31 protein-coding genes are annotated in these 25,320 nt (G+C 44.8%); 15 read left to right on the forward strand and 16 right to left on the reverse strand.

The genetic code is table 11. The features are described from left to right. Nucleotides 1-127 precede the first annotated feature (127 nt). Nucleotides 128-3,499 (forward strand): carbamoyl-phosphate synthase large subunit, encoded by a 3,372-nt coding sequence (gene carB, locus CHRO_RS13245; protein WP_015154718.1) that lies wholly within the window; start codon nt 128-130, stop codon nt 3,497-3,499. Between the two features lie 111 nt (nt 3,500-3,610). On the opposite strand, the gene CHRO_RS13250 is transcribed toward carB, so the two are convergent. Further along, complete coding sequence (locus CHRO_RS13250) at nt 3,611-4,294, reverse strand: Uma2 family endonuclease (RefSeq protein WP_015154719.1); 684 nt, start codon at nt 4,292-4,294, stop codon at nt 3,611-3,613. An 84-nt stretch (nt 4,295-4,378) separates the two neighbouring features. On the opposite strand from CHRO_RS13250, the gene CHRO_RS13255 reads away from it, so the two are divergent. Beyond that, complete coding sequence (locus CHRO_RS13255; RefSeq protein WP_015154720.1) at nt 4,379-5,074, forward strand: 2,3-bisphosphoglycerate-dependent phosphoglycerate mutase; 696 nt, start codon at nt 4,379-4,381, stop codon at nt 5,072-5,074. A gap of 51 nt (nt 5,075-5,125) precedes the next feature. Here CHRO_RS13255 and CHRO_RS13260 read toward each other — a convergent pair whose 3' ends face one another. The 3 genes from CHRO_RS13260 to CHRO_RS13270 all read right to left on the reverse strand — a co-directional run bounded on the left by CHRO_RS13260 (nt 5,126) and on the right by CHRO_RS13270 (nt 6,854). Next, a complete protein-coding gene (locus tag CHRO_RS13260) occupies nt 5,126-5,383 on the reverse strand; it encodes a MoaD/ThiS family protein (RefSeq protein ID WP_015154721.1) in 258 nt (85 codons plus the stop codon). 137 nt (nt 5,384-5,520) lie between these two features. Beyond that, a complete protein-coding gene (locus CHRO_RS13265; RefSeq protein WP_015154722.1) occupies nt 5,521-6,114 on the reverse strand; it encodes an ATP-dependent Clp protease proteolytic subunit in 594 nt (197 codons plus the stop codon). Nucleotides 6,115-6,194: 80 nt separating this feature from the next. Continuing rightward, complete coding sequence (locus CHRO_RS13270; protein ID WP_015154723.1) at nt 6,195-6,854, reverse strand: ATP-dependent Clp protease proteolytic subunit; 660 nt, start codon at nt 6,852-6,854, stop codon at nt 6,195-6,197. Between the two features lie 262 nt (nt 6,855-7,116). Between CHRO_RS13270 and CHRO_RS13275 the strand changes: the two genes are divergently transcribed. After that, nucleotides 7,117-8,370 (forward strand): vWA domain-containing protein, encoded by a 1,254-nt coding sequence (locus tag CHRO_RS13275; protein WP_015154724.1) that lies wholly within the window; start codon nt 7,117-7,119, stop codon nt 8,368-8,370. A 1-nt stretch (nt 8,371) separates the two neighbouring features. On the opposite strand, the gene CHRO_RS13280 is transcribed toward CHRO_RS13275, so the two are convergent. The 5 genes from CHRO_RS13280 to CHRO_RS13300 are packed head-to-tail and all read right to left on the reverse strand — an operon-like array spanning nt 8,372 to nt 10,095. Continuing rightward, a complete protein-coding gene (locus CHRO_RS13280) occupies nt 8,372-8,590 on the reverse strand; it encodes a type II toxin-antitoxin system HicB family antitoxin (protein ID WP_015154725.1) in 219 nt (72 codons plus the stop codon). Next, complete coding sequence (locus CHRO_RS13285) at nt 8,583-8,834, reverse strand: type II toxin-antitoxin system HicA family toxin (RefSeq protein ID WP_199755403.1); 252 nt, start codon at nt 8,832-8,834, stop codon at nt 8,583-8,585. The genes CHRO_RS13280 and CHRO_RS13285 overlap by 8 nt, the downstream gene beginning before the upstream one ends. 57 nt (nt 8,835-8,891) lie before the next feature. Then, nucleotides 8,892-9,521: a TetR/AcrR family transcriptional regulator gene (locus CHRO_RS13290; protein WP_015154726.1), complete on the reverse strand. Its 630-nt coding sequence runs from the start codon at nt 9,519-9,521 to the stop codon at nt 8,892-8,894. 5 nt (nt 9,522-9,526) lie between these two features. Continuing rightward, the gene (locus CHRO_RS13295) at nt 9,527-9,832 is read right to left on the reverse strand and encodes a type II toxin-antitoxin system RelE/ParE family toxin (RefSeq protein WP_015154727.1); all 306 of its coding nucleotides are present in this window, start codon (nt 9,830-9,832) and stop codon (nt 9,527-9,529) included. Further along, the gene (locus CHRO_RS13300) at nt 9,829-10,095 is read right to left on the reverse strand and encodes a ribbon-helix-helix domain-containing protein (protein WP_015154728.1); all 267 of its coding nucleotides are present in this window, start codon (nt 10,093-10,095) and stop codon (nt 9,829-9,831) included. Before CHRO_RS13300 ends, CHRO_RS13295 begins: the two co-directional genes overlap by 4 nt. Nucleotides 10,096-10,151: 56 nt before the next feature. Between CHRO_RS13300 and CHRO_RS13305 the strand changes: the two genes are divergently transcribed. Both CHRO_RS13305 and CHRO_RS13310 read left to right on the forward strand, forming a co-directional pair. Next, complete coding sequence (locus CHRO_RS13305) at nt 10,152-10,421, forward strand: hypothetical protein (protein ID WP_015154729.1); 270 nt, start codon at nt 10,152-10,154, stop codon at nt 10,419-10,421. Nucleotides 10,422-10,501: 80 nt separating this feature from the next. Beyond that, nucleotides 10,502-11,485, forward strand: a complete 984-nt coding sequence (locus tag CHRO_RS13310; protein WP_015154730.1) for a Rieske 2Fe-2S domain-containing protein — start codon at nt 10,502-10,504, stop codon at nt 11,483-11,485. A gap of 53 nt (nt 11,486-11,538) precedes the next feature. Here CHRO_RS13310 and CHRO_RS34335 read toward each other — a convergent pair whose 3' ends face one another. The 3 genes from CHRO_RS34335 to CHRO_RS32185 form a co-directional block, all read right to left on the reverse strand. Then, entirely contained in the window at nt 11,539-11,673 is a 135-nt protein-coding gene (locus tag CHRO_RS34335; RefSeq protein ID WP_015154731.1) for a hypothetical protein, read from the reverse strand. A 198-nt stretch (nt 11,674-11,871) separates the two neighbouring features. Then, a complete protein-coding gene (locus CHRO_RS13315) occupies nt 11,872-12,639 on the reverse strand; it encodes a proteasome-type protease (RefSeq protein ID WP_015154732.1) in 768 nt (255 codons plus the stop codon). Between the two features lie 32 nt (nt 12,640-12,671). Further along, on the reverse strand, nt 12,672-13,001 hold the full coding sequence (locus CHRO_RS32185) for a hypothetical protein (protein WP_181824329.1): 330 nt from the start codon (nt 12,999-13,001) through the stop codon (nt 12,672-12,674). Nucleotides 13,002-13,054: 53 nt separating this feature from the next. Between CHRO_RS32185 and CHRO_RS13325 the strand changes: the two genes are divergently transcribed. The 6 genes from CHRO_RS13325 to CHRO_RS13350 all read left to right on the forward strand — a co-directional run bounded on the left by CHRO_RS13325 (nt 13,055) and on the right by CHRO_RS13350 (nt 19,237). Beyond that, on the forward strand, nt 13,055-13,597 hold the full coding sequence (locus tag CHRO_RS13325) for an OsmC family protein (RefSeq protein ID WP_015154734.1): 543 nt from the start codon (nt 13,055-13,057) through the stop codon (nt 13,595-13,597). A gap of 198 nt (nt 13,598-13,795) precedes the next feature. Continuing rightward, a complete protein-coding gene (locus tag CHRO_RS13330) occupies nt 13,796-14,950 on the forward strand; it encodes an acyl-CoA dehydrogenase family protein (RefSeq protein ID WP_041462469.1) in 1,155 nt (384 codons plus the stop codon). Between the two features lie 172 nt (nt 14,951-15,122). Continuing rightward, nucleotides 15,123-16,724, forward strand: coding sequence for a CmpA/NrtA family ABC transporter substrate-binding protein (locus CHRO_RS13335; protein WP_015154736.1), 1,602 nt, complete (start codon nt 15,123-15,125; stop codon nt 16,722-16,724). An 8-nt stretch (nt 16,725-16,732) separates the two neighbouring features. Further along, complete coding sequence (ntrB, locus tag CHRO_RS13340; protein ID WP_015154737.1) at nt 16,733-17,569, forward strand: nitrate ABC transporter permease; 837 nt, start codon at nt 16,733-16,735, stop codon at nt 17,567-17,569. Between the two features lie 112 nt (nt 17,570-17,681). Beyond that, nucleotides 17,682-18,551, forward strand: a complete 870-nt coding sequence (locus CHRO_RS13345; RefSeq protein ID WP_015154738.1) for an ABC transporter ATP-binding protein — start codon at nt 17,682-17,684, stop codon at nt 18,549-18,551. Between the two features lie 95 nt (nt 18,552-18,646). Next, nucleotides 18,647-19,237 carry a TetR/AcrR family transcriptional regulator gene (locus CHRO_RS13350; protein WP_015154739.1) on the forward strand — a complete coding sequence of 197 codons (591 nt, stop codon included), beginning with the start codon at nt 18,647-18,649 and terminating at the stop codon, nt 19,235-19,237. A gap of 80 nt (nt 19,238-19,317) precedes the next feature. On the opposite strand, the gene CHRO_RS13355 is transcribed toward CHRO_RS13350, so the two are convergent. The 3 genes from CHRO_RS13355 to CHRO_RS32195 all read right to left on the reverse strand — a co-directional run bounded on the left by CHRO_RS13355 (nt 19,318) and on the right by CHRO_RS32195 (nt 20,328). Next, on the reverse strand, nt 19,318-19,617 hold the full coding sequence (locus CHRO_RS13355) for a hypothetical protein (RefSeq protein WP_015154740.1): 300 nt from the start codon (nt 19,615-19,617) through the stop codon (nt 19,318-19,320). A gap of 187 nt (nt 19,618-19,804) precedes the next feature. Then, entirely contained in the window at nt 19,805-19,978 is a 174-nt protein-coding gene (locus tag CHRO_RS32190) for a chlorophyll a/b-binding protein (protein WP_015154741.1), read from the reverse strand. Nucleotides 19,979-20,130: 152 nt separating this feature from the next. Next, nucleotides 20,131-20,328 carry a hypothetical protein gene (locus CHRO_RS32195; protein WP_146138866.1) on the reverse strand — a complete coding sequence of 66 codons (198 nt, stop codon included), beginning with the start codon at nt 20,326-20,328 and terminating at the stop codon, nt 20,131-20,133. Between the two features lie 50 nt (nt 20,329-20,378). On the opposite strand from CHRO_RS32195, the gene ald reads away from it, so the two are divergent. Together ald and CHRO_RS13370 are read left to right on the forward strand one after the other, a co-directional pair. Further along, nucleotides 20,379-21,470 (forward strand): alanine dehydrogenase, encoded by a 1,092-nt coding sequence (ald, locus tag CHRO_RS13365; protein WP_015154742.1) that lies wholly within the window; start codon nt 20,379-20,381, stop codon nt 21,468-21,470. Nucleotides 21,471-21,789: 319 nt separating this feature from the next. Then, nucleotides 21,790-22,662, forward strand: a complete 873-nt coding sequence (locus tag CHRO_RS13370) for an MBL fold metallo-hydrolase (protein WP_015154743.1) — start codon at nt 21,790-21,792, stop codon at nt 22,660-22,662. A gap of 93 nt (nt 22,663-22,755) precedes the next feature. Here CHRO_RS13370 and CHRO_RS13375 read toward each other — a convergent pair whose 3' ends face one another. After that, nucleotides 22,756-23,418 (reverse strand): NUDIX hydrolase, encoded by a 663-nt coding sequence (locus tag CHRO_RS13375; RefSeq protein WP_015154744.1) that lies wholly within the window; start codon nt 23,416-23,418, stop codon nt 22,756-22,758. A 224-nt stretch (nt 23,419-23,642) separates the two neighbouring features. Between CHRO_RS13375 and CHRO_RS13380 the strand changes: the two genes are divergently transcribed. Next, nucleotides 23,643-24,782, forward strand: coding sequence for a phosphotransferase enzyme family protein (locus tag CHRO_RS13380; RefSeq protein ID WP_015154745.1), 1,140 nt, complete (start codon nt 23,643-23,645; stop codon nt 24,780-24,782). Then, nucleotides 24,779-25,318: a DOMON-like domain-containing protein gene (locus tag CHRO_RS13385; RefSeq protein WP_015154746.1), complete on the forward strand. Its 540-nt coding sequence runs from the start codon at nt 24,779-24,781 to the stop codon at nt 25,316-25,318. The genes CHRO_RS13380 and CHRO_RS13385 overlap by 4 nt, the downstream gene beginning before the upstream one ends. Nucleotides 25,319-25,320 lie beyond the last annotated feature (2 nt).

Below are 25,320 nucleotides of genomic sequence, written 5' to 3' on the forward strand. Positions count from 1 at the left end.
TTGAGGGAGCTGAGGGAGAGAATTGACTCACCACGCACCACACCCTACACCCCACACCCCACGCCCTCTTTACGACTCCCGACTCCCGACTCCCGACTACTCACTACTCACTTCAAAGGAAAGGACTATGCCAAGGCGCTCTGACATCAAAAAAATCCTACTATTGGGAGCAGGACCGATTGTCATCGGACAAGCGTGCGAATTCGACTACTCAGGCACGCAAGCGTGTAAAGCCTTGCGAGAAGAAGGATACGAAGTGATTTTGGTTAACTCCAATCCTGCCACGATCATGACCGATCCCGAAACCGCGCAGCGCACCTACATCGAACCGCTGACCCCCGAACTGGTCACCCAAGTTATTGAATCAGAGCGTCCCGACGCACTCTTACCTACGATGGGCGGACAAACCGCCCTCAACCTCGCCGTTAGCCTTGCCAAAAACGGCACGTTAGAAAAATACGGCGTACAATTGATTGGCGCTAACCTCGCCGCGATTGAAAAGGCTGAAGACAGACAGCAATTCAACGAAGCGATGGCAAAAATCGGCGTTGCTGTTTGCCCCAGTGGTATTGCTTCCAACTTAGAGGAAGCCAAAAATGTTGCTCAAGAAATTGGTTCGTATCCTCTCATCGTCCGTCCTGCCTTCACGTTAGGTGGTACGGGTGGAGGTATTGCCTACAACCAAGAAGAATTTCTCGAACTCGCCACCTCTGGACTTGATGCTTCCCCTGTCTCGCAAATTTTGATCGACAAGTCCTTAATTGGATGGAAAGAATACGAATTAGAAGTGATGCGCGATTGTGCCGATAACGTCGTCATTATTTGCAGCATCGAAAATATCGATCCAATGGGCATCCATACCGGAGACAGCATCACCGTCGCTCCGGCTCAAACTCTGACTGACAAAGAATACCAACGGCTGCGCGACTACTCGGTACGGATCATCCGCGAAATCGGAGTGGAGACGGGTGGCTCTAACATCCAATTTGCAATTAATCCCACTAACGGCGATGTCGTGGCGATCGAAATGAATCCCCGCGTGTCGCGTTCTTCAGCTTTAGCATCCAAAGCCACCGGATTTGCGATCGCCAAAATTGCTGCTAAACTCGCGATCGGTTACACGCTCGACGAGATTGCCAACGACATCACGAAAAAGACTCCTGCTTCGTTTGAACCAACCATAGACTATGTAGTTACCAAAATTCCCCGCTTCGCCTTTGAAAAATTTCCCGGTTCAGATTCGACACTCACCACGCAAATGAAATCTGTCGGAGAAGCAATGGCAATCGGGCGCACCTTCAACGAATCTTTCCAAAAAGCCTTACGTTCTTTAGAAACGGGTAGAAGCGGTTGGGGTTGTGACAAGCAAGAAAAACTACCTTCTCTCGAACAAATTCGCGCCAACTTGCGTACTCCTAACCCAGAACGCATTTTTGCCGTGCGCCAAGCGATGCTTTTGGGCATGGGCAATGAAGAAATTTACGAGCTTACGGGGATCGATCCCTGGTTTTTAGATTCTTTCCAACAACTGCTCGAAACAGAAAAACTGCTCAAACGCACTCCCTTAGAATCGCTGGACGGCAAACAACTATACGCGATTAAACAACAGGGATTTAGCGACAAACAAATTGCCTTTGCCACCAAAACTAGCGAAGATCGAGTACGGCAATATCGCCAAAGCCTCGGTATCGTTCCCGTTTACAAAACTGTCGATACCTGTGCTGCTGAGTTTGAAGCCTTAACTCCCTACCACTACTCCAGCTACGACGGCGAAACCGAAGTTCGTCCCTCAGACCGTCCCAAGGTGATGATTTTGGGCGGCGGACCCAACCGGATCGGACAGGGAATTGAATTCGATTACTGCTGCTGTCACGCCGCCTACGCCCTCAAAGGGGCTGGCTACGAGACGATTATGGTGAACTCCAATCCCGAAACCGTCTCCACCGACTACGATACCAGCGATCGCCTTTATTTTGAACCCCTCACACTCGAAGATGTCATCAACATTATCGAAGTCGAAAAACCGCTCGGCATCATCGTCCAATTTGGCGGACAAACGCCCCTGAAGTTGGCATTACCATTGCAGCAGTATTTGCAGGGAGCAGGGAAGAAGAGAGCTGAGGGAGCTGAGGGAGCTGAGGGAGCAACTACCAACTACCAACTACCAACTACCAAAATTTGGGGTACTTCTCCTGAAGATATAGATACTGCTGAAGACAGGGAAAAGTTTGAAAAGATTCTCCACTCTTTGAATATTGCTCAGCCACCTAATGGAATTGCTCGCAGCTATGAGGATGCCCTGGTAGTGGCTCAGAAGATCGGTTATCCAGTGGTGGTGCGTCCGAGTTACGTTTTGGGCGGACGAGCGATGGAAATTGTCTATTCTGACACTGAATTAGAGCGTTACATGACCTTTGCGGTGCAGGTAGAACCGGAGCATCCGATTTTAATCGACAAGTTTTTAGAAAATGCGATCGAAGTAGATGTCGATGCGATCGCCGATACTACAGGTAAAGTTGTCATTGGTGGGGTAATGGAACATATCGAGCAAGCAGGAATTCACTCTGGCGATTCGGCTTGTACTCTACCTGCGATTTCCTTACCAACTCCGGTATTAGAGAAAATTCGCACTCAAACCATACAACTAGCCAAAGCGCTCAAAGTTGTTGGTTTGATGAATATTCAATTTGCTGTAGTGGGAGCGCACACCTATAACCCGCAAGTTTATATCTTAGAAGCAAATCCGCGTGCTTCGCGGACAGTGCCGTTTGTCTCCAAAGCAACCGGAGTCCCACTTGCTAAGTTAGCTTCGTTAGTGATGGCAGGGCAAAACTTAGCACAATTGGGCTTGAGCGAGGAACCGAAGTTAAATCATATTGCGGTTAAGGAAGCGGTATTACCATTTAAGAAGTTTCCTGGGACAGATACGTTACTCGGTCCCGAAATGCGATCGACAGGCGAGGTGATGGGAATCGATCGCGATTTTGGCTTAGCTTATGCTAAAGCTGAATTGGGAGCTGGAGAAGTCCTACCCCTAGAAGGAACTGTATTTGTGACTTGTAACGAGCGCGATAAGCCTCTAGTCGTGCCTGTAGTTAGGGATTTGATTGAATTAGGGTTTGATGTCATTGCCACCGATGGCACTCGTCGAGTGTTGCAAGAACACGGTCTAAAGGTGGGGTTAATTCTAAAGTTGCATGAAGGTAGACCCCACGTCCTCGACGCGATTAAGAATCACAACATTCAGTTGATTATCAATACGCCTTCTGGTGAAGAGGCGCAAACTGATGCTAAATTGATTCGGCGATCGGCGCTCACCTACAAGATTCCCATTATCACGACAATCGCAGGGGCGCGGGCTACAGCAGCAGCTATTCGGGCGCTCAAATCTCAGTCTCTCACCGTAAAGGCAATTCAGGATTACACGGCAGAAGCAAGCCAGGGAGCAGCTCAAAACAAGCAGAAAAATGATTCTCTTGTCTCTTCTACTTCAGCCTAGAGGCACAAGCAGCTTTCCTAGCCCCTCTTAAAAAGGGGGGTTAGGGGATCTCTTTTGCCGTAGTCAAAAAGCAAACTAGTATTACCCTCACTCCTTACTCCTCGCCTACGCTCATACTTCTGGTTCAATCCCTGCTGCTCTAAGTTGAGCGGCTAATCTTTCGGCTTTCTCAAGCCCCCACAGTAACAACCGCCCGTTTTCATCCCACCATCTCAACCAATAACCCGTTCTATTCTCTCTCGTTCCTTGCCACACTCCCAGAAATAAACCAATTTGAGCAATCCAGTAACGGTTATTTTCATCTGGAGTGCGGATTTGATATCGCCCATCATCTAACTGATAAGCTTCTATTTCTCCTGTATCTGGTTCAAAAATAATGTAGTGGGTAACTCTTAGCACTTGTTCGTAAAAAAACCATTTTCCGGGCGGATATGTAGGTTTAATTGAATATTCACCGCCTTCGGTATCCGAAAGGAATTCCATTACAATGACTGGAACTTCCCCTTGGAGTTGAGGAGTGTAAGTGCGCTTAACTTCTTCTCTAGGAACTCGTATTGCGGGTATATATGCCCAATCTGGAGCTTTGACGACAAACTTTTGATTTACTGCGGCACAGATACCATAATTAGTGGTAGTTAAAGCATTGGGAGGAACCTTCCCAGCTATTTCTAAGCTTTCAGTCAAAGCCGCAGCTAGAGACGGCTGGTTGATGTTATCCACGGGTTCGTCGTCTAAAACAAAGTCATCTGGTAACTTTTCCCAGGTGATTTCATAGTTAGTAATACTGGTTAACATAGCGGCAGAGCGATCGCGTTTCCTTTTGTGGTTCTACTGCGAGAATATAGAGTCATTTTGACTCTACCACTTACAGACAATAATATGTCCAAACTCATCCTCATCCGACACGGACAAAGTATCTGGAATGCTGCCAACAAATTTACAGGTTGGGTAGATGTGCCTTTGAGTAAATTAGGGCGATTGGAGGCAACAAAGGCAGCTTATAAACTGAGAGATTATCGAGTTGATATTTGCTTTACCAGCTTATTAATTCGGGCAATTGAAACTGCGATTATTTGCCTGACGGAATTTGAAGAAATTTGTGCTGGGAAAAATCCCGTACTGAAACACGAAGCCGACGATCCGCACTGGCACGGTTGGGATAAGTATGAAGGTAATTCAAGTTGCGAACTTCCTATTATTCCCAGCATGGCACTGGACGAGCGTTTTTATGGCGATTTGCAGGGATTAAATAAAGCGCAGACAGCCGAAAAATACGGTGCGGATGTGGTACAAGCATGGCGAAGATCTTTTTCCATGCGTCCTCCTGGCGGCGAGAGTCTAGAAGATACAATGCAGCGCACTCTTCCTTTTTTCCACAGCCGCATTCTTACCCAGTTAAAACAAGGAGATAATGTTTTAGTTGCAGCTCACGGCAATTCTCTTCGCTCTATTATTATGCAACTCGATCGCCTCAGTCCCGAACTAATTCCGAATCTAGAACTCGCTACAGGTGTACCAATTATTTATGATGTGGATAACACCGGACAGGCAACAAATAAAATTATTTTAAATTAAATCTTTAAATTAAATTTTTGACTTTTAACTTTTAACTTTTGACTTCTCTCACTAACCACCACTGACGGGAGGAATCAACACCACCTCATCTCCGTCCTGAAGGAGAGTATCGGGTTCGACGAATTGTAAATTGATCCCAAAGCGAGTCACGTCGCGCCACTGCGAGAGTTGTGGATGTTCGGAGATCAGGCGATCGCGTACTGCTGCAACTGGTGTATTCTGAGGAAATTCTAGTGCCAGTTCCGATTTGCCGTATGCTTCTTGATAGGCGGCGAAAAGTTTAATTGTGACTTTGAGGGTGTTAGTCATATTAGATTATGTCACGCAAAGACGCAAAGGCGCAAAGCGTTCTCGTAGGGCGAAGCCCTTCTCGAAGAGTAGAGTAGGCGCAAAAAAGAGAGTAGCCATTAGTTATTTGCTAACAGCTAATGGCTAATTACTAACTACTACGGACGTTCTTCGACTACGTGATCGATTAGACCGTATGCTTTGGCTTCCTCTGCTGACATGAAGAAGTCACGATCCATGTCTTTTTCAATTTTTTCTAGAGGTTGACCTGTATTGTTAGCATAAATCTGGTTTAACTGACCGCGAATTCGCAAGATTTCCCGCGCTTCAATTTCAATATCTGATGCTTGTCCGCGAGTCCCACCTGATGGTTGATGGATCATAATCCGCGAGTGAGGTAAGGCAAGACGCTTGCCTTTTGTACCTGCAGCAAGTAGGAAAGACCCCATTGATGCAGCTAAACCGACACAAATTGTAATTACATCAGATTTGATGTGTTGCATCGTGTCATAAATTGCCATCCCAGATGTCACCATTCCCCCCGGGGAATTGATGTATAAGGAAATATCTTTGCCTGGATCTTCCGAATCCAAATAAAGCATAACCGCAATAATTTGGTTGGCAATTTCGTCGTCTACATCGCGTCCTAAGAAAATGATTCGTTCTCTATAGAGGCGGTTGTAAATATCAATCCACTGAGTGTATTGTTCCCCTGGCATCCGATAGGGAACCTTTGGTACACCGATAGGCATATGAGCTACTCCATTGTTGATTGTTGGTTGTTGGTTATTGGTTGTTCGCAAATGACCAATGACCAATGACAAATGACAAGCTAGATGACTCCAGCTGGTAGGGGAGGATTGGCTAAGTCTTGTTTCTCCAAGACGCGATCGATCAGACCGTATTCTTTCGCCTGCTGAGGAGTTAAGTAAAATAGCCGATCCATATCTTTGCCAATTTTTTCTATCGGCTGTCCAGTCGTTTTTGCCAAAATATCTAACAGTGTTGCCTTATTTGCCAACACTTCTTTCGCTCGAATTTGAATATCTGTAGCTTGTCCTTGGGCGTAGCTTTTGGGTTGGTGCAAAATAATGTTGGCATTGGGCAGACTAGCACGACAACCTGGAGTTCCAGCTGAAAGCAGCATTGCTGCCATTCCCATCGCCGAGCCGATACAAATGGTGTGAACGGGGGGTTTAATGTATCTCAGCGTGTCGTAAATGGCAAAGGCTTCAGTTTCAAAGCCGATGGGTTCGCCATTGTAGCTAGACGTACCTGTAGAGTTGATGTAGATTTTGATCGGCTTGTCTGGATCGTCAGATTGCAAATAGAGTAATTCGGCAATAATTAATTCGGTGACGGCGGGTACGAGGGGCATACCAAGATAGACAATCCGCTCTTTGAGTAGTAAAGAGGGTAAGTCTGGCGGTGGCGTGCGGTAGAAGTTATCGCCATAGTAGGGGGCTTGAACGGCTTTAATCGGTGAAACCATAGCAAATCCAGACGGTTACAATAATGCAATAATGACATTATCTGATAGTGTAATCCTAGCTTGAGGATGAGTTGAAAAGGGGTACGGATTCCTCACCCGGAAATCTCAGGTATGGATTTGAGGTTGCGATCGCATCCGAGATAGAAGCACATAGGATATTCTGTAATTGACAATAGAGATGGACTTAACATAACTTTTCCGTAGCAACAGTATGGGGCTGTGGAGCAGTTGATATCACATCTGGTTAGATAGGACGAAAGGTATGAAGGTTAGCTTGCAGCCTACCCTGAACGATGTCAATTTAGACGCACATCAAGCTACAAGTCAGCGACAATTGGCTGTATCAATTTCTGCGATCGCAAATAATTCGCAGCGGCAAGTTCCGCTTAATCTTTGCTTAATTCTCGACCAAAGTGGTTCGATGAAGGGACAACCGATTGAAACGGTTAAACAAGCGGCACAAACACTAGTCGATCGACTCCAGCCAGAAGATCGCCTCTCAATTGTCGTTTTCGATCACCGCGCCAAGGTAATCGTACCCAACCAAACGGTTAACAATCCTGACTATATTAAACGGCAAATCGACCGTTTATATGCTGAAGGTGGCACGGCGATCGATGAAGGGCTGAAATTGGGAATTGAAGAACTAGGGAAAGGCAAGAAAGAAGCCATTTCCCAGGCGTTTTTACTTACGGATGGAGAAAACGAACACGGTGACAACGATCGCTGTCTGAAATTGGCACAACTGGCAGCTAGCTACAACTTAACCCTCAACACTTTAGGCTTTGGCGATTATTGGAACCAAGATATTTTAGAAAAAATTGCCGATGCGGGCGGTGGCGGTTTATCTTACATCCAACACCCAGAGCAAATTCTAGAGGAGTTCGGGCGGTTATTCGATCGCATTCAAGCCGTGGAATTGACAAATGCTTACCTGCTATTATCGTTTATTCCTAAAGTACGACTCGCCGAACTCAAGCCGATTGCCCAAGTTGCGCCAGATGCAATTGAATTACCCATACAACAAGATACCTACGGACGTTACACCGTGCGCTTGGGAGACTTGATGAAGGACTCCGAACGGGTGGTGTTAGCAAATATGTATATCAGTCAGTTACCGGAAGGCAAACACACGATTGCTAGCGTCCAAATCTGCTATGACGATCCGGCGGTTGACCAAACTAATTTGCTCTCTGACAATATTCCGGTAGAAATTAACGTGGTACGGGATTATAAACCTGTAAATAATCCGCAAGTACAGCAATATGTTTTGGCATTGGCTAAATATCGTCAAACACAGCTAGCCGAATTGAAATTACAACAAGGCGATCGCGCTGGCGCGGCGACAATGTTACAAACTGCGGCTAAAACTGCCTTGCAAATGGGCGATCGCAGTGCCGCTACTGTGTTGCAAGATAACGCCACACGCTTGCAGTCGGGAGAAGAACTTTCAGAAAGCGATCGCAAGAAAACTCGCATCGTGTCAAAAACAGTGTTGCAGGATCAAGAAGGATGAACTATGCAGCTTGATGAATAGTCGGTTGTGGTAGTGGTTCGCCTGTTGCTTCATAAGCCATTATCAGGGATTCTAAGGCTTCTCTACCATTTGCTACAGCTGACTCATATGTAGCTCCATGAGTCCGCCAAGTCTGCCCAGGAAAATCAGGAAAACCTACCAAAAAGCAGTTATCTTCATTCGACCATTGAATCACCATCTTATACTTCATTTCACTCATCTTCGTGCGATTCCTGTTGTCTAGTTTCTATTTCTTGAATAGCTTGCTGAATTTCTTTTTCTTGGTATGGTTTAGCATCTGCTCCGTCATTGCCAGAAATAGTTAATTTTCCCGAATATAAAGGATGTATCCAGTTTGTATGGCTTCCTTTGCCTGGAAGTTCTGTAAAACCTGCTCGGCGTAGCGTTTGTTTCAGCTCCCTAATTTTTCTTGGCGTTATTTTAAGTATACTCTCAGGAAGCAATTATTATAAAATGTACATGACGTTTGAGATAGATAAATATTGTTCGGCAGATTCAGATTAGTTTTTTACCGCTGCCAAAATAAATTCAATTGCTGCCTCAGTATGTTTTTCTACCATTTCCTGACTAAGGCGATCGCTCCCAGAATTTAAATGTTTCCAATTTTCGTGTACGGTAAAGTAAAAAAGACAAACGCTTAAAATATGAGTTAATGTTAAAAATGGATCGAGGGGACGAAAACAACCTGCTTTCATACCACGATTCAGAACTTGGATTAAATGTTCATGTAGACTTTCTACGTTACTTTGTTTAAAATAAAAACCTTGATTTTGACTAGCTTCTTGAAACCAAAGCATCTGACGATGAGGGTTTTTTGCTTCGTAGGCGATCGCAACTCGAATAATTTGTTTGAGTGCTTCTTCTGGTGATAAATCGTTTAGTTTTAGTTGACTTACCATCGCCTGAACTTCGTTAACTGGACGCTGTAAGACTGCTTTGTATAAACCTTCTTTGTTCTCGAAATAGTAGTGAATTGTCGCAGTTGTAATTTGAGCGCGATCGGCAATATCGCTCATTCTAGCACCTTTAATTCCGTGTCTGGCAAACTCTAATTCTGCGGCATCAAGAATCTGTTTTTGTGTCGCTTCTGCATCTCGAAATTGTTTTTTAATAGGGTGCGATCGCGCCATGTTTGCTATTCCTCTTCTGGATTTGCAAACAGAGTTTCTAAATTGCGTTTACCACTCACAACTCTGACGATTTCAATTCTATCTTTTCCAACTTGATAGAGGATAATATACCCATCTAACGGTAGTCCTCGTAAGCCGAGACGTAAATTATCATACTGTCGTCCCATATTAGGAAAACTAACGAGCTGCTGACATTTTTTATTGAACGACTGTAGAAAGCGCTCACTAGCATTTACATTTTCTACTGCAAAATAGTTTAGAATGTCTTGCAAATCGCGGGAGGCAGGTTGAGAAATAATATACTGACTCATTGCTGAGCTTCTCTTGCCTGCTTGAACTTTGTTAACAACTGGTTGACAAATGTTTCACCATCGATTCCTTCCCCACGTTCGAGCGATGCGATTCCTTCCTCAACCTTAGCGCGAGTTTCAATCATCCACTGCTGGTATTCACGATCATCTTCTTCTAGCAGGTGCAGTGCTGCTTGAATGACTTCATCAACATTCTTAAATTTACCTGATGCCAGCAAAGTCTGGACTATCTTTTCTTGCTCTGGTTTTAAGGTGATATTCATACTGAATATTTTTGTTTACCTTTATCATAAGGTATCTGCCGAGCCTAACTTACTCTATGAGCCTGTATTGGCGGTTTGAACCTGTCAGGGTTGATTTTCATTTAGATGGTGGCTATACAAGAGTTATTCTTGAGCGTCTAGTTAGAAAAGGGATGTTAGATGGAGAATGGTATTGGGAGATCTCCACATCTTCTATTCCACCAAACTTGAGAAACATCGGCTCTCGCTTTTTGCTTTCTTGGCAGGATACTTATAATCCTGGCAATTTAGAAGATATTCGTGCTGCTTATGCAGATCTTCCAATTGTCGAGCTGTTATCAGAATAGCTAAATTGCTTGACGATCGCCCCTTCATCTCTCTAAACTTACTAATTAATTAGTAAGTTATTTTCAAGGCAGTTTGCATCATGCTACAAGGCGCACCCTGGCTGCTAGCGCACCGTTCTATGCTCAAGCCGAATCAGCCGATGAAGGTGTCGCTTTACGGTAAAGACTACGTACTTTGGCAGGATAGTACGGGTAACATTTGTTGCTTGCCGAATGCATGTCCGCACATGGGTGCAATGTTATCGGAAGGGTGGTGCGTGAAAAAATCTGATGGTAGTAGCGCGATCGCATGTCCGTTTCATGCCTTAGAATTTGATAATACTGGCTGTACGGTTTTACCAGGTACTAACAAACCGACTAAATCTTTATTACAACCGTTAGAATTAATCGTACAAGGCGATTTTATTTGGTCTTACGGTGGATTTGAGCCTATAATCCCAATTCCGACAATTTTAAACGAAATTGCAGCAGAGTATGAATTTGTCGGTTACACGGGCGATCGCAGTATTAAGACCAACTTTCTCAGTCTACTGCTAAATATGCACGACTACAACCACCAAAACGGCACTCATCGATCGCTATTTGAAATTGAGGAAGTTCAACTGAAGCAGTTTATTGACGATGGATTGCATTCCCATGCCTACATTGCACAACTGCGAAAAAAACCAAATCTACAAGATATTCTCAAAAACCCTGGACTCTTGGCAATGCCTCAAGTATTAGAAGCTCATTTAGAAAACTTCTTTCCATTCATGGGCATGGTACACGGCGAGAGTCCACTTTTAAGCTTAAAAGAATGCCATTTTTACCTTCCCGAATCAGAAACTCACTCTCGCGTCTACGTTCTGATGTTCGTGAAAGCACATCACCCGATTGCTCATTTAATTAAACGAAACCTCTTGCGACTAGTAGAAGTCGTCATCGAGCAAGATGCAGATATCTTAAGTAAACTTTATACCAACACACCTCAACACATTAAACTCAATAACGAGGTGGGTATGGATTGGGTGCGGCGCAACTATGCTAACTTTCCAGCAATTGTAGAGCCAGATTTTTCTCGATAACAGTATGCACGTTGCTTTAAAAAATACTGTATCAAGACATACTATTTGTCAAATTATTTGACTGATTCTTCAGAAGTTTCAATAACTGCTAAGCAGAATTGAGAAACAGCCATAATTCCGAAAACAGAAGCCAAATAAGCAGCAGCTAGGAATATAAGTGCGTTTTCAAAAGGAATGTAGGAAGTCATGGTGTGAATCTCCTCTGTTACTGATTAATTTTGAAGTTAAACCAAAATGGTGAATAGTTTGTGAAGAAAGCAGAAATCTTTGGTGAATAGTTTGTGAAAATGTGAAGAATTGGTGACGTGGATTAAATTGCGATCGCCAAATTCTCTTGAATTTTACAACAGGACAACACACCTTGATTCCGCAAACGCATAATCAATTTAAGGATCGAGAAACTCTTCCACATTTCCACCCGTATCGCGTTCCCAATCAATATCAGGCATTCGCTCAAAGGCTTCCCGCAACGAAGTCTCCCACTGCTTGCGAATTTTAGTGAGATATGGCGCACCCAACCGCAACCGCAAATCGTGTTGGACTTTGAAAGAGTCCTTTTCATACACCACTAAATTAATTGGCGGTCCCACAGAAATATTAGACTTCATCGTAGAGTCAATCGACAACAACGCACACTTAGCTGCTGCTTCCAATGTCGTGTTAAAATCCAGTATGCGGTCTAGAATGGGTTTCCCGTACTTAGTCTCGCCGACTTGCATAAATGGAGTTTCTGAAGTGGCATGAATGCAGTTGCCTTGACTGTAAATCATGTATAGTTCTGGCGGTTGTCCCTGAATTTGTCCCCCCAAAAGCAGAGTACATTGGACATCGATACCATCTTGCTTCAGCCATACCCGGTCTTGTTCTTGAATCTGCCGAATTTTAGCTCCAATGTAGCGGGCGACATCGTAGAGTGTTGGCAGGGTATGTAAATTAGCCTCTTCTGGAATTCTAATATCTCTATGCATCTGCGCGATCGCGCCTTGCGTCACCGAAAGATTTCCTGCCGTACAGAGCAGAATGACCCGTTCTCCTGGCTGGGAAAAATCAAATAGCTTTTGATATGTAGATACGTAGTCTACCCCGGCATTCGTGCGCGAGTCCGCCGCCATAACTAAACCGTGTTTGGTAATGATGCCCAGGCAGTAAGTCACAATAGTTTTGGGTCATTTTTGACTATAAAATTTTACAGTAATTGTAAGTGGTAATGGGTAATGGGTAATTGAGTGGTGCGTGGTGAGTGGTGCGTGAAGAAGGGGTGTAGGGTGTAGGGTGTGGGGTGACTCCTGACTCCTGACTCCTGACTCCTGACTCCTGACTCCTGACTCCTGACTCCTGACCAGTTAGTTATTTTATCTCCTCTGCCCACCTGCACACAAAGCCCACCTGCTCTCTGCTTCCTTGTCCCCCTTGTCCCCCTTGTCCCCCTTGTCCCCCTTGTCCCCCTTGTCCCCCTTGTCCCCCTTGTCCCCCTTGTCCCCCTGCTCCCCTCATTTGGTAACTTAGTGTACTGCATTACCAAACAAAGTCTGGTTGAATTAGATAGAACATTCTAATTGAGTCAGGGCTATGACTGAAACTACTGTCAAGGCAGAAGTAAAAGCGCCGCTGCGTCCGGTGAGTAAAGAAGGGCTAGAGAAATTAGCGGTGACTGCTAAGGCAAATCCTAATGTTGTCAAGTCCTTGAAGGTGAAGACGGTTTGTGAAGGACAATTTCGCAATTTAACCTACGTTCGAGACTTACCAGAACACGTTATTGACGAACCTCCCACCCTGCTAGGGCAAGACACAGCACCCAATCCATCAGAAGCAATGCTAGCCTGTCTGGGTTCGTGCTTATCAGTGGGTATTCATGCTAACGCAGTCATGCGGGGAATTACGCTCACAAAACTAGAACTGGAACTAGAAGGTGACATCAATATCACGGGTGTCTGGGGAATTGGTGACTTAGCAGAGAAGCGGTTGGGATTCACCGATGTCCGCGTCAAAGTGGATTTAGAAGGAGATGCTAGCAAAGAGGAACTAGAAGATCTAGTGGCTCATGCAAATTTTTGGTCGCCAGTTGCCAACACATTTCGCTTACCCGTAAATGTAGATGTTGCTCTTAAGTGAGCAGTAGAACACAGAGGACAGTCACAGAGGTAGCAGATATTTGTGTAGAGATGCATACGTAAGTTATTGCGTCTCTACTCTGAATTGAGCGCAAATTGATACTGAGAAGACAGACTTGCCAATCTCAGCAAGTCATAATGTTAAGAAATTTAAATATACATGAGTTTGTGTTGTCGCTCAGGAATTCTAGTATCTAGTATGCAAGCAGTTTCAAATCTATCCGATCGCGCAGTAGCAAAGACGCAAGCACCCGAAACCATGCTGGCAGAATTGCATAAAGCGATCGCGACCCAATTAGCACCGCAAGTTGCAGACATCGATCTCAAAGGACAATATCCCCGTGACTTCATGCACCTAGTAGGGGAATTGGGTGGTTATCGGCAGGCGGTTGCGGTAGAATATGGCGGTGCTGGCAACGGCTTAAAAGCAGCAGTCCAAGCGATCGAAGCTATATCCCAAGAGTGCTTGTGTACTGGGTTTATGACTTGGTGTCAGATAGCCTGCACCTGGTACATGCAGAATAGTGACAATACCTACCTCAAACAGCACCTTCTCCCCTTAGTCGCTACAGGTAAAGTTTTAGGTGGCACGGGTTTATCCAACCCAATGAAACACTTTGCTGGAATTGAGAAAATCGCTTTGGTTGCCGAACGTCAACCTAGAGGTTACGTACTCAACGGGATGCTACCTTGGGTTTCCAACTTAGGTGCAGGACATCACTTTGGCATTGCTGCAAGACTAGCAGATAGCGATGACTACCTCATGGCGATCGTTTCCGACGAACTCACAGGACTGACTCTGCGTTGCAACGCCCATTTCATCGCCTTAGAGGGTAGCAATACCTACAGCTGCATCTTCCGCGATGTCTTCGTACCAGATGAATTAATTCTCGCCGCCCCCTGCGAAGAATACGTCAATCGTATCCGTCCTGGGTTTATCTTGACGCAAGTTGGCATGGGCTTAGGTCTAGTAGCTAGTTGCATCCAAATTATGGAACGGGCAAATCAACGCTACGGACACGTCAACTGCTTTCTAGACGACCAAGTAGAAGACCTAGCTGCTAGTCTAGCAACGACCCGCGAGAAAACCTACGCGATCGCCACCCAGATGAGCCAACAAGGATGCGATCGCCCCTTACTAAAACAAATCATTCAAGCCCGAATTGATGCCTCAGAACTCTCCCTACGGGCAGCAAACGCCGCCATGCTACATGTAGGCGCAAGAGGCTACTTACACGGTGGAATAGCCGAAAGAAAACTACGCGAATCATACTTCGTCGCGATCGTCACCCCAGCATTAAAACAGTTGAAAAAAATGTTACACGACATGGAGAAGTCAAAAGTTAAAAGTTAAAAGTCAAAAAATAGGAGACAAGGGAGAAGGGGGAGACAAGGGAGAGGGGGGAGACAAGGGAGAGGGGGGAGACAAGGGAGAGGGGGGAGACAAGGGAGACAAGGAAGATAATAACCGTCAACCGTCAACTAACAACTAATAACCAACAACCAACAACCAACAACAAAAAATTATGATGGCTCTACTAGAGTCTTTTAGCTATTTAGATACGATAACTTCGTTAAGCTCCGCTAACGCTAACTGTCCTTGTGGTGGTTCGCACATCGCTGCAGATCATCAAAAATTTCTAGAAGGAATGCCCCAAGATCCAGCAGATTTGGTGGACGACCTGTGTAAAATGGGACACTACTCAGGAGAAACTTTAGAGTTTGCACGGGGATTAACTCAAGCCGAAATCAGAAAGACTCTGGTACTCCAGATGCTCGATCGCGCCGAACCAGGACAACGCCAGATCTGCTACGATTTGATCCAGCTTGCCGGAGGATTAGAAGAGGCTTTTGCGGCTGCCTTTGGCGATCGCTCAACCCAGTTTTTTAACGATGCACTCCGTCTAAGCAAGTTTCGCCGCCGCGATTTTTTAATTAAAGTTGCCGCCGCCGCCGCAGTTGTCACGGCTGCAAGTTGCGTCAGTAACAATAACTCGCAAGCACCAAACGCAACTTCTACAAATGCCGCAGCTACGAGTAAGTTAGAAAAAACCGATTTAACAATTGGTTTTATTCCCATCGCCTGTTCGATTCCCATCGTTGCCGCCGAACCGCTGGGATTTTTTAAAAAACATGGGTTAAACGTAACGCTGAAGAAAATGCCAAACTGGGCAGCAGTAAGAGAATCTGCGATCGCCGGCGAACTCGATGCATATCATATGCTGTCTCCGATGCCAATTGCGATGACTTTGGGTTTGGGTTCTTCTGCCTTCCCGATTCGACTTGCCAGTATTGAAAATATTAACGGACAATCGATCGCAGTTGCCAGCAAACATCAAGATAAAGTCAAAACTGCGGCAGATTTTAAAGGCATGACTATCGGGTTGCCTTTTCCCTACTCGATGCATAATTTGTTACTGCGCTACTACCTCGCATCGGGGGGATTGAATCCAGACAAAGACGTAAGACTAGAAATCGTTCCCCCGCCAGATTCAGTCGCAAAAATGGCAGCAGGACAAATTGACGCTTTCCTGATGCCTGATAATTTCGGGCAACGGGCAATCTTTGAGAAAATTGGTTTCATTCACTTACTCACCAAAGATCTGTGGCAAGGACACCCGTGTTGTGCGTTTGCCGCTAGCCAAAGTTGGATCGATCGCCACCCGAATACCTTCCGCGCCGTTAACAAAGCGATTATCGATAGCGCCGGACACGCCAACGCCGCCGAAAACCGTCAGGAAGTCGCCAAGGCAATGTCCGAACGCAAGTATCTCAATCAGCCGGAACCAGTTCTTACAGCCGTGCTGACGGGTAAATTTGACAATGGTTTAGGACAAACACTAGACGTACCAGATCGGATTGGCTTCGATCCCTATCCGTGGAAAAGCTTTGCCAAGTGGATTTCTTCTCAAATGGTACGCTGGGATTTAATGCCGACAGAAAAGGCAAAATATGAAGAAATTGCCACCCAAGTCTATATGACAGATTTAGCAAGGGAACTGGCGAAAGAATTGGGACAAAATCCACCTGCGGAGTCTACGCGGATCGAAAAACTGAAAAATGGTGACTTTGACCCTGGTAAAGTTGAAGCCTATTTACAAGAACAGAAAAAACAGTTCAAGGTTTAGAGGTAATAGTGGACAACTCCCGACGATTATCCAAGCAGCGATCGCATTTCTCAGCTCATCCTTGGCTCCAAAATCCCAATTTACAAGCCACAATTTTATTCTTTTTACTGCTAACTGCGTTGTTACTCGTATGGGAATTGGGAGTGCAATTGAAGCTATTTTCTCCTGTGATGCCTGCTGCCAGTCGGACGATCGCCGACTTTTGGAGTTGGATCGTCGATCCGTTTTACGATAACGGTCCCAACGATAAGGGCATTGGGTTGCACCTACTAGCAAGCTTACAACGAGTCACGATCGGGTTTCTCATTGGTTCCGCGATCGCTATTCCTCTAGGTATTGCGATCGGATTATCAGAAGTCGTTTCCAAAGCCGTCGATCCGTTTATTCAACTGCTACGTCCCGTCTCTCCTTTAGCATGGTTGCCATTAGGATTAGCAATCCTCAAAAGTTCTGAAGCAACAGCCTTGTTCGTAATTGCAATTACGAGCATTGCACCCACGTTAATTAATACCAAATTTGGTGTCAGCCACGTTTCTCGCGACTACCTCAACGTAGCACGGACTCTAGGAGCATCTCGCTGGCGGACGATCGCCAAAGTCATCTTACCAGCAGCCGCACCTCAAATCGTAGCAGGATTGCGAATTAGTATCGGTATTTCCTGGTTAGTAATAGTCGCCGCCGAGATGATTGTCGGTGGTACGGGTATTGGCAGCTTTGTTTGGAACGAGTGGAACAACCTCAATGTCACCAGCATCATTACCGCGATCGTCGTTATCGGATTAGTAGGAATTCTCCTCGATCGCCTCTTGGGACTATTACACAGTTGGGTGTCTTTTGGTCAGTGACCAGTTACCAATAGAGAGTGGCTAGTGACTGGTGACTAGACCGAAAAAAAGAATCTAGCCACTAGCCACTAGCCACCAGCCACCTCTCAACTACCAACTACCCATTACAAATATGATTTCCTATACTGATACACTCGATCCTACGCTTAAAGACACGACTCAGTTGGTGCTGAAGGATGTGTTTAAGGTCTTTCCTGGGAGACAGAGCTTAGTAGATCGGCTATTGCGTCGTACTTCGCCGGATTATATTGCGATCGCTGAGATTAATTTAGAAATTTCAGCGAATACCTTTGTTTCAATTATCGGTCCTTCTGGATGCGGTAAATCAACTTTACTAAACATTATTGCTGGTTTGACTCCACCTACTAGCGGTGTGGTAATGCTGAATGGGACAGCAATTCATCATCCAGGTCCCGATCGCGGTGTCGTTTTCCAAAATTATTCTCTGATGCCTTGGATGACTGTAGCAGAAAATATCCGCTTTGCAATTGAAACGGTTTATCCTAAGATGTCTCGCGATCGGCAAAAACAGATCGTGCGCGAATATATCGATCTAGTCGGGTTGCGGGGTGCAGAACAGAAACATCCCCATGAATTATCGGGAGGAATGAAGCAAAGAGTCGGTATCGCCAGAGCTTTGGCAATTAATCCGCAAATTCTGTTGATGGATGAGCCATTTGGTGCTTTAGACGCATTAACGCGGGGTTTTTTGCAAGATGAAATTGCGCGAATTTGGGAGCAACAACACAAAACCGCAATTCTGATTACCCACAGTATTGAAGAGGCTTTGTTACTATCAGATCAAATCGTAATGATGAGTCGGGGTCCCGCCGCTCAAATTGTCGAAGTACTCGATATTCCCTTCCCCCGTCCCCGCAAGCGCGAAAGTCTAGATCGCTACCCTGCCTATCACGAACTCAAAGCCGAACTAGAATTACACCTATCTCGCGAAACCCGCGCTGTTGAGGAGTTGCGGGTGTAGGTTTATGACAACGACAAGGGAGACAAGGGGGACAAGGGAGAAGCGTAAGTCGTAAGTAACCGACAACTGATAACTGATAACTGATAACTGATTAAATGGTTAACCTGAAACGGACTCGCGAAGATATTTTAGCCTCGGTTTTAGATCTGATTCATCATCAAGGGTTTCAATCTACGGGACTCAAAGAATTATTTAGCGTCAGCGGTACTTCATCTGGAAGTTTTTACAATTACTTTCAGTCGAAAGATGAATTAGCCCACGCTCTGATTGATTATAAGTGGCAGCAAATTAAGACTCATATCATCAAGCCTGCTGCCGAACATACTAGCGATCCGATCGCACAACTGGTGTGGATAATCGACCGCCTAGAAGCAAAACACCTTACCGAACCAGATTGTGGCGGCTGTTTCTTAGGTAACTTAATTGTCGATTTAGCAAAATATGATACATCATTTCAAACACATCTGATCCAGGTGTTTGACCAATGGCATTTCGCGATCGCTCAATTACTGCGTCAAGGACAAACTCAGTTATGTTCTGATATCGATCCCGATAATTTAGCCGAACAACTGATGAATGCGATCGAAGGCACTTTATTGTTAGGACGCTTATACAATCATCCCAATCGCCTACAACGTGGTTTTGACAACGTGCGGCAAATGTTAAAAGCAGCACTTAAACAGTGACTAGTTATCAGTTGTCAGTGAGCCAGGCGAGAGACAAGAGGTAAATTTTGACTTTTGACTTTTGACTTTTAACTTTTGACTTATTCCCTGCGTCTTCTCTGCTTGGGTGCAGATAATGGTGGTAGTTCTGAATTAGAAGAGTGGTAGGGTAAGTAATGCTGAGCCACGGGTTGAGGTGCTTCTGGCTGTCGCTTCTGCGAAATTATCCACCATCGGAGGGCGATCGCAACTCCTACAGTTCCCAATCCGAGCGTGAATAGCGACCAGCGATCGCCAAACCCGCCGATAACTGCATTAACTACCCCAATCGTGATCAAAAAGGCAGGTAGCGGCTCTTTCCTATATGCTGACTTCAAAAATCTAGGTAGTGCGGCGTTCATTTCAATATGGTTACTTTTATTTCAGCTATTATCTCAGATTGGATATAATTCTAAGACCTACTGCTCAAAGCCGCTTGTATTTTAAGGTACTATCTTGCTCTGTAGGTACTACCAATATACCTCACCCACATAACTTATTGCTGTCAACGCTATATCTAGCAATACAAGCGGCACTTCTGCTAGATAATCATTTCAAGCCCAGCCAAGCTAGTACGCCGTGTCCGGTAACAACTTCGATCGCCACCATCAATAAAAAACCGATCATCGCCGCTCGTCCGTTCAAACGCTCGGCATACTCATTGAAGCCAAACTTCGGTTCTTCTAGTCTAGGTGTAGTTGTTGGTTGAGGTTGGGCAGTCATGTTTTTATCCTTTGAATTACACGAATTTACTAAAGCTCACGGTTGATAATAGCCTCGAAAGTCTAACAACTTCTGGAGAAGCTAGCGCGATGTTTGTTTACAATTTTTAACCATATTACATATATTTTGACACTTTTTTCTGCAAGCTAGTGTTAAGAAAATCGTAACTTAGAGTTTGGAATGGGTAATGGGTAGTTGGTAGTTGAGTGGTGAGTGGTGCGTGAGGAGAATTCGGAATTCGGAATTAAATTCTCCCAAGCGCGACCTTGCGCTTCCTCTGCTCCCTGCTTCCTGACAACTGAAAAAGCCGATCGCAATGTTTTACACACAAGATGAGAGTTGTCAAGCATAAGCTAGAGAGAGGAGTATCCAACCAAAAGAAAAGCAAAAAGAAAAGCACATGGAAATAGGCGTTCCCAAAGAAACAAAAGACCAAGAATTTCGGGTGGGTTTAAGTCCTTCTAGCGTGCGAGTACTGCACGAAAACGGTCACGCTATCTTTGTTGAAACTGAAGCTGGAACGGGGGCTGGCTTTACCGATACAGACTATAAGCTCGCCGGAGCGCAGATCGTTTCCACTCCAGAAGCTGCATGGAATCGAGAATTAGTGGTGAAGGTGAAAGAACCACTCCAGCCGGAATATAAATTTTTGCAAAAAGAGCAATTATTATTTACCTACTTGCATCTAGCAGCCGATCGCGCTTTGACCGAACATTTAATTGATTGTGGCGTAACGGCGATCGCATACGAAACTGTAGAACAACCTGGTAATAATAAACTTCCTTTACTCACTCCCATGAGTGTTATTGCTGGTCGCCTTTCGGTGCAGTTTGGCGCTCGGTTTCTCGAACGCCAGCAGGGGGGACGGGGCGTTCTTTTAGGCGGCGTACCAGGCGTAAGACCTGGTAAAGTTGTCATTTTGGGTGGTGGTGTTGTCGGTACGGAAGCGGCGCGAATTGCCGTTGGAATGGGTGCAGCCGTACAAATTTTAGATGTCAACGTCGATCGCCTATCCTACTTAGAAACTATATTTGGTTCTAGAGTAGAGCTGCTTTACAGTAATTCCGCTCAGATTGAAGCTGTTGTCTCTCAAGCTGACTTACTCATCGGTGCTGTCTTAGTCCCTGGACGTAAAGCGCCAATTCTCGTCTCGCGCAACTTAGTCAAACAAATGCATCCTGGTGCGGTGATTGTAGATGTTGCTGTCGATCAAGGCGGTTGTATTGAAACCTTACGCCCAACTTCTCACACCAACCCAGTTTATGTAGAAGAGGGAGTCGTCCACTATGGTGTTCCTAACATGCCTGGGGCTGTCCCTTGGACGGCAACTCAGGCATTAAATAACAGTACCCTACCATACGTGTTGCAATTGGCAAATTTGGGTCTGAAAGCTGTGGAAGTTAATCCTTTCTTAGCGGCTGGTGTTAACGTGCAAAATCATCGCCTAGTCCATCCCGCCGTGCAGCAGGTGTTTCCTGATTTGGTCAGTTAGTAGCAATTTTCCGCGATCGCGATCGATTCGTAAAGGCACAATCAATTTGTAAGGCGCAATCCAATACTTCTCGGTTAGAGCGCATAGTCCTTGGAGATCTCCCCAACCCCCTTAAAAAGGGGGCTATGATTCCCCCCTTTTTAAGGGGGGCTAGGGGGGATCGAATCAAAACCTGCGATGTATTGGGGCGCAATCAATTCGTAAGGGCGCACAGCTGTGCGCCCCTACAAATCAATGTTAATTCATACTCATAATGACTATGATGTAATTAACCGCCATGACCTAGCTAGGAATTGGGCTATGGGTAAAGAGGTTTGATATGGCTCATATAAACTTGCGTCGCCCTCAAAATACAGATGGGGATTTTTATGTCGATACCACCTGTATTGATTGCGATACCTGTCGTTGGATGACTCCAGAAGTATTTAACCGTACTGGCGAACAATCGATTGTTTTCCATCAACCAACAAATGAAACAGAAAGACTGAAGGCGCTACAAGCTTTACTTGCTTGTCCTACCAGTTCAATTGGTACGGTAGAAAAGCCAAAAGATATCAAATCTGCACAAGAAAGTTTTCCAATTTTAGTAGCTGAAAATGTCTATCACTGCGGCTATCATGCTGAAAATTCCTATGGGGCAGCGAGTTATTTGATTGTGCGTCCAGAGGGCAACGTATTAGTAGATTCGCCCCGTTTTACGCCGCCGTTGGTAAAACGAATCGAAGAAATGGGGGGAATTCGGTATATCTATCTCACCCACCGCGATGATGTTGCCGATCATCAAAAATATCACGATCGTTTTGGTTGCGATCGCGTTATTCATACAGACGAAATTTCTAGCAGTACGCGCAACATAGAAATTAAGATTGCTGGTACAGAACCCGATCGATTAGCGCCCGATTTGTTAGTTATTCCCGTTCCTGGTCATACCAAAGGGCATACAGTTTTACTCTACAAAGATACGTTTCTATTTACAGGCGATCATATCGCTTGGGATGATGACGACCAAATATTAGCAGGTTTTCCAGGTGTCTGCTGGTATTCTTGGTCAGAACTGATTAAGTCTACCTATCGCTTGTTAGATTACTCTTTTGAATGGGTATTACCCGGTCACGGTCGCCGCTATCATGCAGATGCAGCAACAATGCGGCATAAAGTCAAAGAAGGTATTGAGTGGATGGAACAACAGTGACTAGTGACTGGTGACTGGTGACTAGAGCAAAATAAGACAGTGTAGAGGCGTTACATGTAACGCCTCTACACATGTAACGTCTCTACATTGAGGTTAATCAAAATAAGTTGGTAAATCTGGATGGCGATGGTAGTGGAAAATTTTAGTAATTTGAGTAGGCATTACCCGTGTCAAAGACAAGGGAGGAATTTCATCTTCGCCAAAAAAAGCTACCTCGTCAGTTTCAATGCTAGATGATGGAGAACCACCAATAAGTTCGCATAAGAAATGTAACTTGTAAACAGCATAAGGGAAAGGTGGATGTCCCTGCTTATCGCGATCGTAGACAGCAAGTAATTTGACAGCGCGGGTGAGATATCCTGATTCTTCCTGAACTTCGCGCACCACAACTTCACTAGGAGAGTTGCCTATGTCAGCATAACCTCCTGGTAGCGACCAACAACCATCTACTTTTTCCTTTACCAATAACAACTTATCTTCTTGGAAAACCGCCGCCCGCACGTCTACTTTTGGGGTAGCATAACCAACCTCTTGAGAAAATAAATCGAGAACGTAGCTAGGCTCGACATGACTATAAGTTGCCATAATTTCCGCCGCGATCGCCCGTAGGGATTTGTAGCGTTCTCTGTCAAACACTCCTTCGGTATAAGTCAAACCAGTTTGCGCGATCGCCTCTAGCTTTTTTGCCCATTCCAGCCATTTGTATTCTGGGGAACCCATAATCCTGTCTGTAGTTAATTGTTTCTCATTGGTCATTAATCGTTGGTTGTTAGTTGATGGTTGACAATTGTTGCTCTACCCCCCTGCTTCCTTGTCCCCCTACTCCCTGCTCCCTATTAACTGATATTGCAAAGTTTAGTAAAAGCTACCTGCTTCAGCCTATAGATAGATGCATAATATCCGGTTGTCAGCTTGTCTTAGTGCAAGGCAAATGGTGTGATTCGACCGATAAGCGAAACGCACCAACAATCGGAACACATATGATAAAAGAGATCGATCTAAAAAGCAAAACTATAGATAATCTGGTGGCGATCGCCAGCCAATTTGACGTAGAAGGTCAAATTGTAGAGATTCAAGCTTTTGGTAACGGTAATATCAACGATACTTTTCTCGTCACGCTGAGAAACTCAACTCAAAAACACGTTATTCTACAACGCATTAACACGCATGTATTTCACCAGCCAGAACTGGTAATGCAGAATGTGCGCGTCTTTACCGACCATGCGACCCAGCGCTTGCAAGATTGGAGTAGCGATCGCCGTTGGGAAATACCGAGCGTCATCCTAACGCAGGATAATCGGGAATATTGGATGAATGCTGAAGGAGCATTCTGGCGTGCAATTAGCTTTATCGAAGCCGCACAATCTTTTGACACTATTACAGATTGCGATCGCGCTAGAGAGGCTGGTTACGCCCTTGGTACGTTTCATAATCTCATCAGCGATTTACCCCCTGAAAAGCTAGCTGTCACGCTGGAAGGATTTCACATTACACCGCGCTACCTTCAACAATATGATGCAGCGCTGGCAAAACATGACAAAAGCAAATCCCCTGAAATAGATTTTTGTTTGCAGTTTATTCAAACTCGTAGAAATTGGGTAAGTGTTTTAGAAGATGCAAAAATCAGCGGAGAATTACCTTTGCGTTTAATGCATGGCGATCCTAAAATTAATAACGTTCTGTTTGACACCAATACAGGACGAGCCGTCAGTGTTATCGATCTCGATACACTCATGCCTGGTTTAATCCACTACGATATCGGTGATTGCCTGCGATCGAGTTGTAATTCTTTGGGTGAAGAAACTCAACAATGGCAAGAAGTACGATTTGAAACAGAACTCGCCCAATCTATTTTACAAGGCTATATTTCACAAGCAAAAAACTTTTTAACTGAAAAAGATTACGAATATATATACGACTCAATCCGATTGTTAGCTTTTGAATTAGGATTGCGGTTTTTTACCGACTATTTAGTAGGTAACGTTCACTTCTCTAAGGTGAAATATGCAGAACATAATTTGGTCAGGGCACTGGTACAATTTCAGCTGACTCAAAGTATTGAAACTCAACAATCGCCTATTTGCGCGATCGTGCGAGATTTAAAACAAGGTTTAAAATGAGCGTTCGCACTTTTTTTCTGAAGCCATTCCCCTCTGATAATCCACCGCTTCAGCTTGAAATCTCAGGTATTGTAGATCGGCAATTCAATAAACTTACTATCCAATACCAGATTTTGGGACAGTTGGTAGAATTAGCCATTCCAGCAGTAACAGATTCGCCTGCTCGTAAAGACGAATTATGGCAGCAAACGTGCTTAGAGTTTTTTCTTGGAATTGAAAATTCTTCCCAATATTGGGAATTTAACCTTTCACCTTCTGGAAACTGGAACATCTATCATTTTGAAGATTATCGTCAAGGAATGCAACCAGAAACAGCCTTTACATCACTACCATTTGTCGTGCATAATCGACCCAATTATTTATTGTTGAATCTCGAACTCAATTTAGATAAAATTGTAGAAATAGAGCAGAAAATAGAAATTGCGATCGCGTCTGTGCTTCAGTCACAATCTGGTGAAATGACATATTGGGCATTAACTCATTGCGGTACGCAAGCCGATTTTCATCTGCGCGATAGTTTTGCGATCGAATTGTGAAA

It is taken from the genome of Chroococcidiopsis thermalis PCC 7203, assembly GCF_000317125.1.
GTDB lineage: Bacteria > Cyanobacteriota > Cyanobacteriia > Cyanobacteriales > Chroococcidiopsidaceae > Chroococcidiopsis > Chroococcidiopsis thermalis.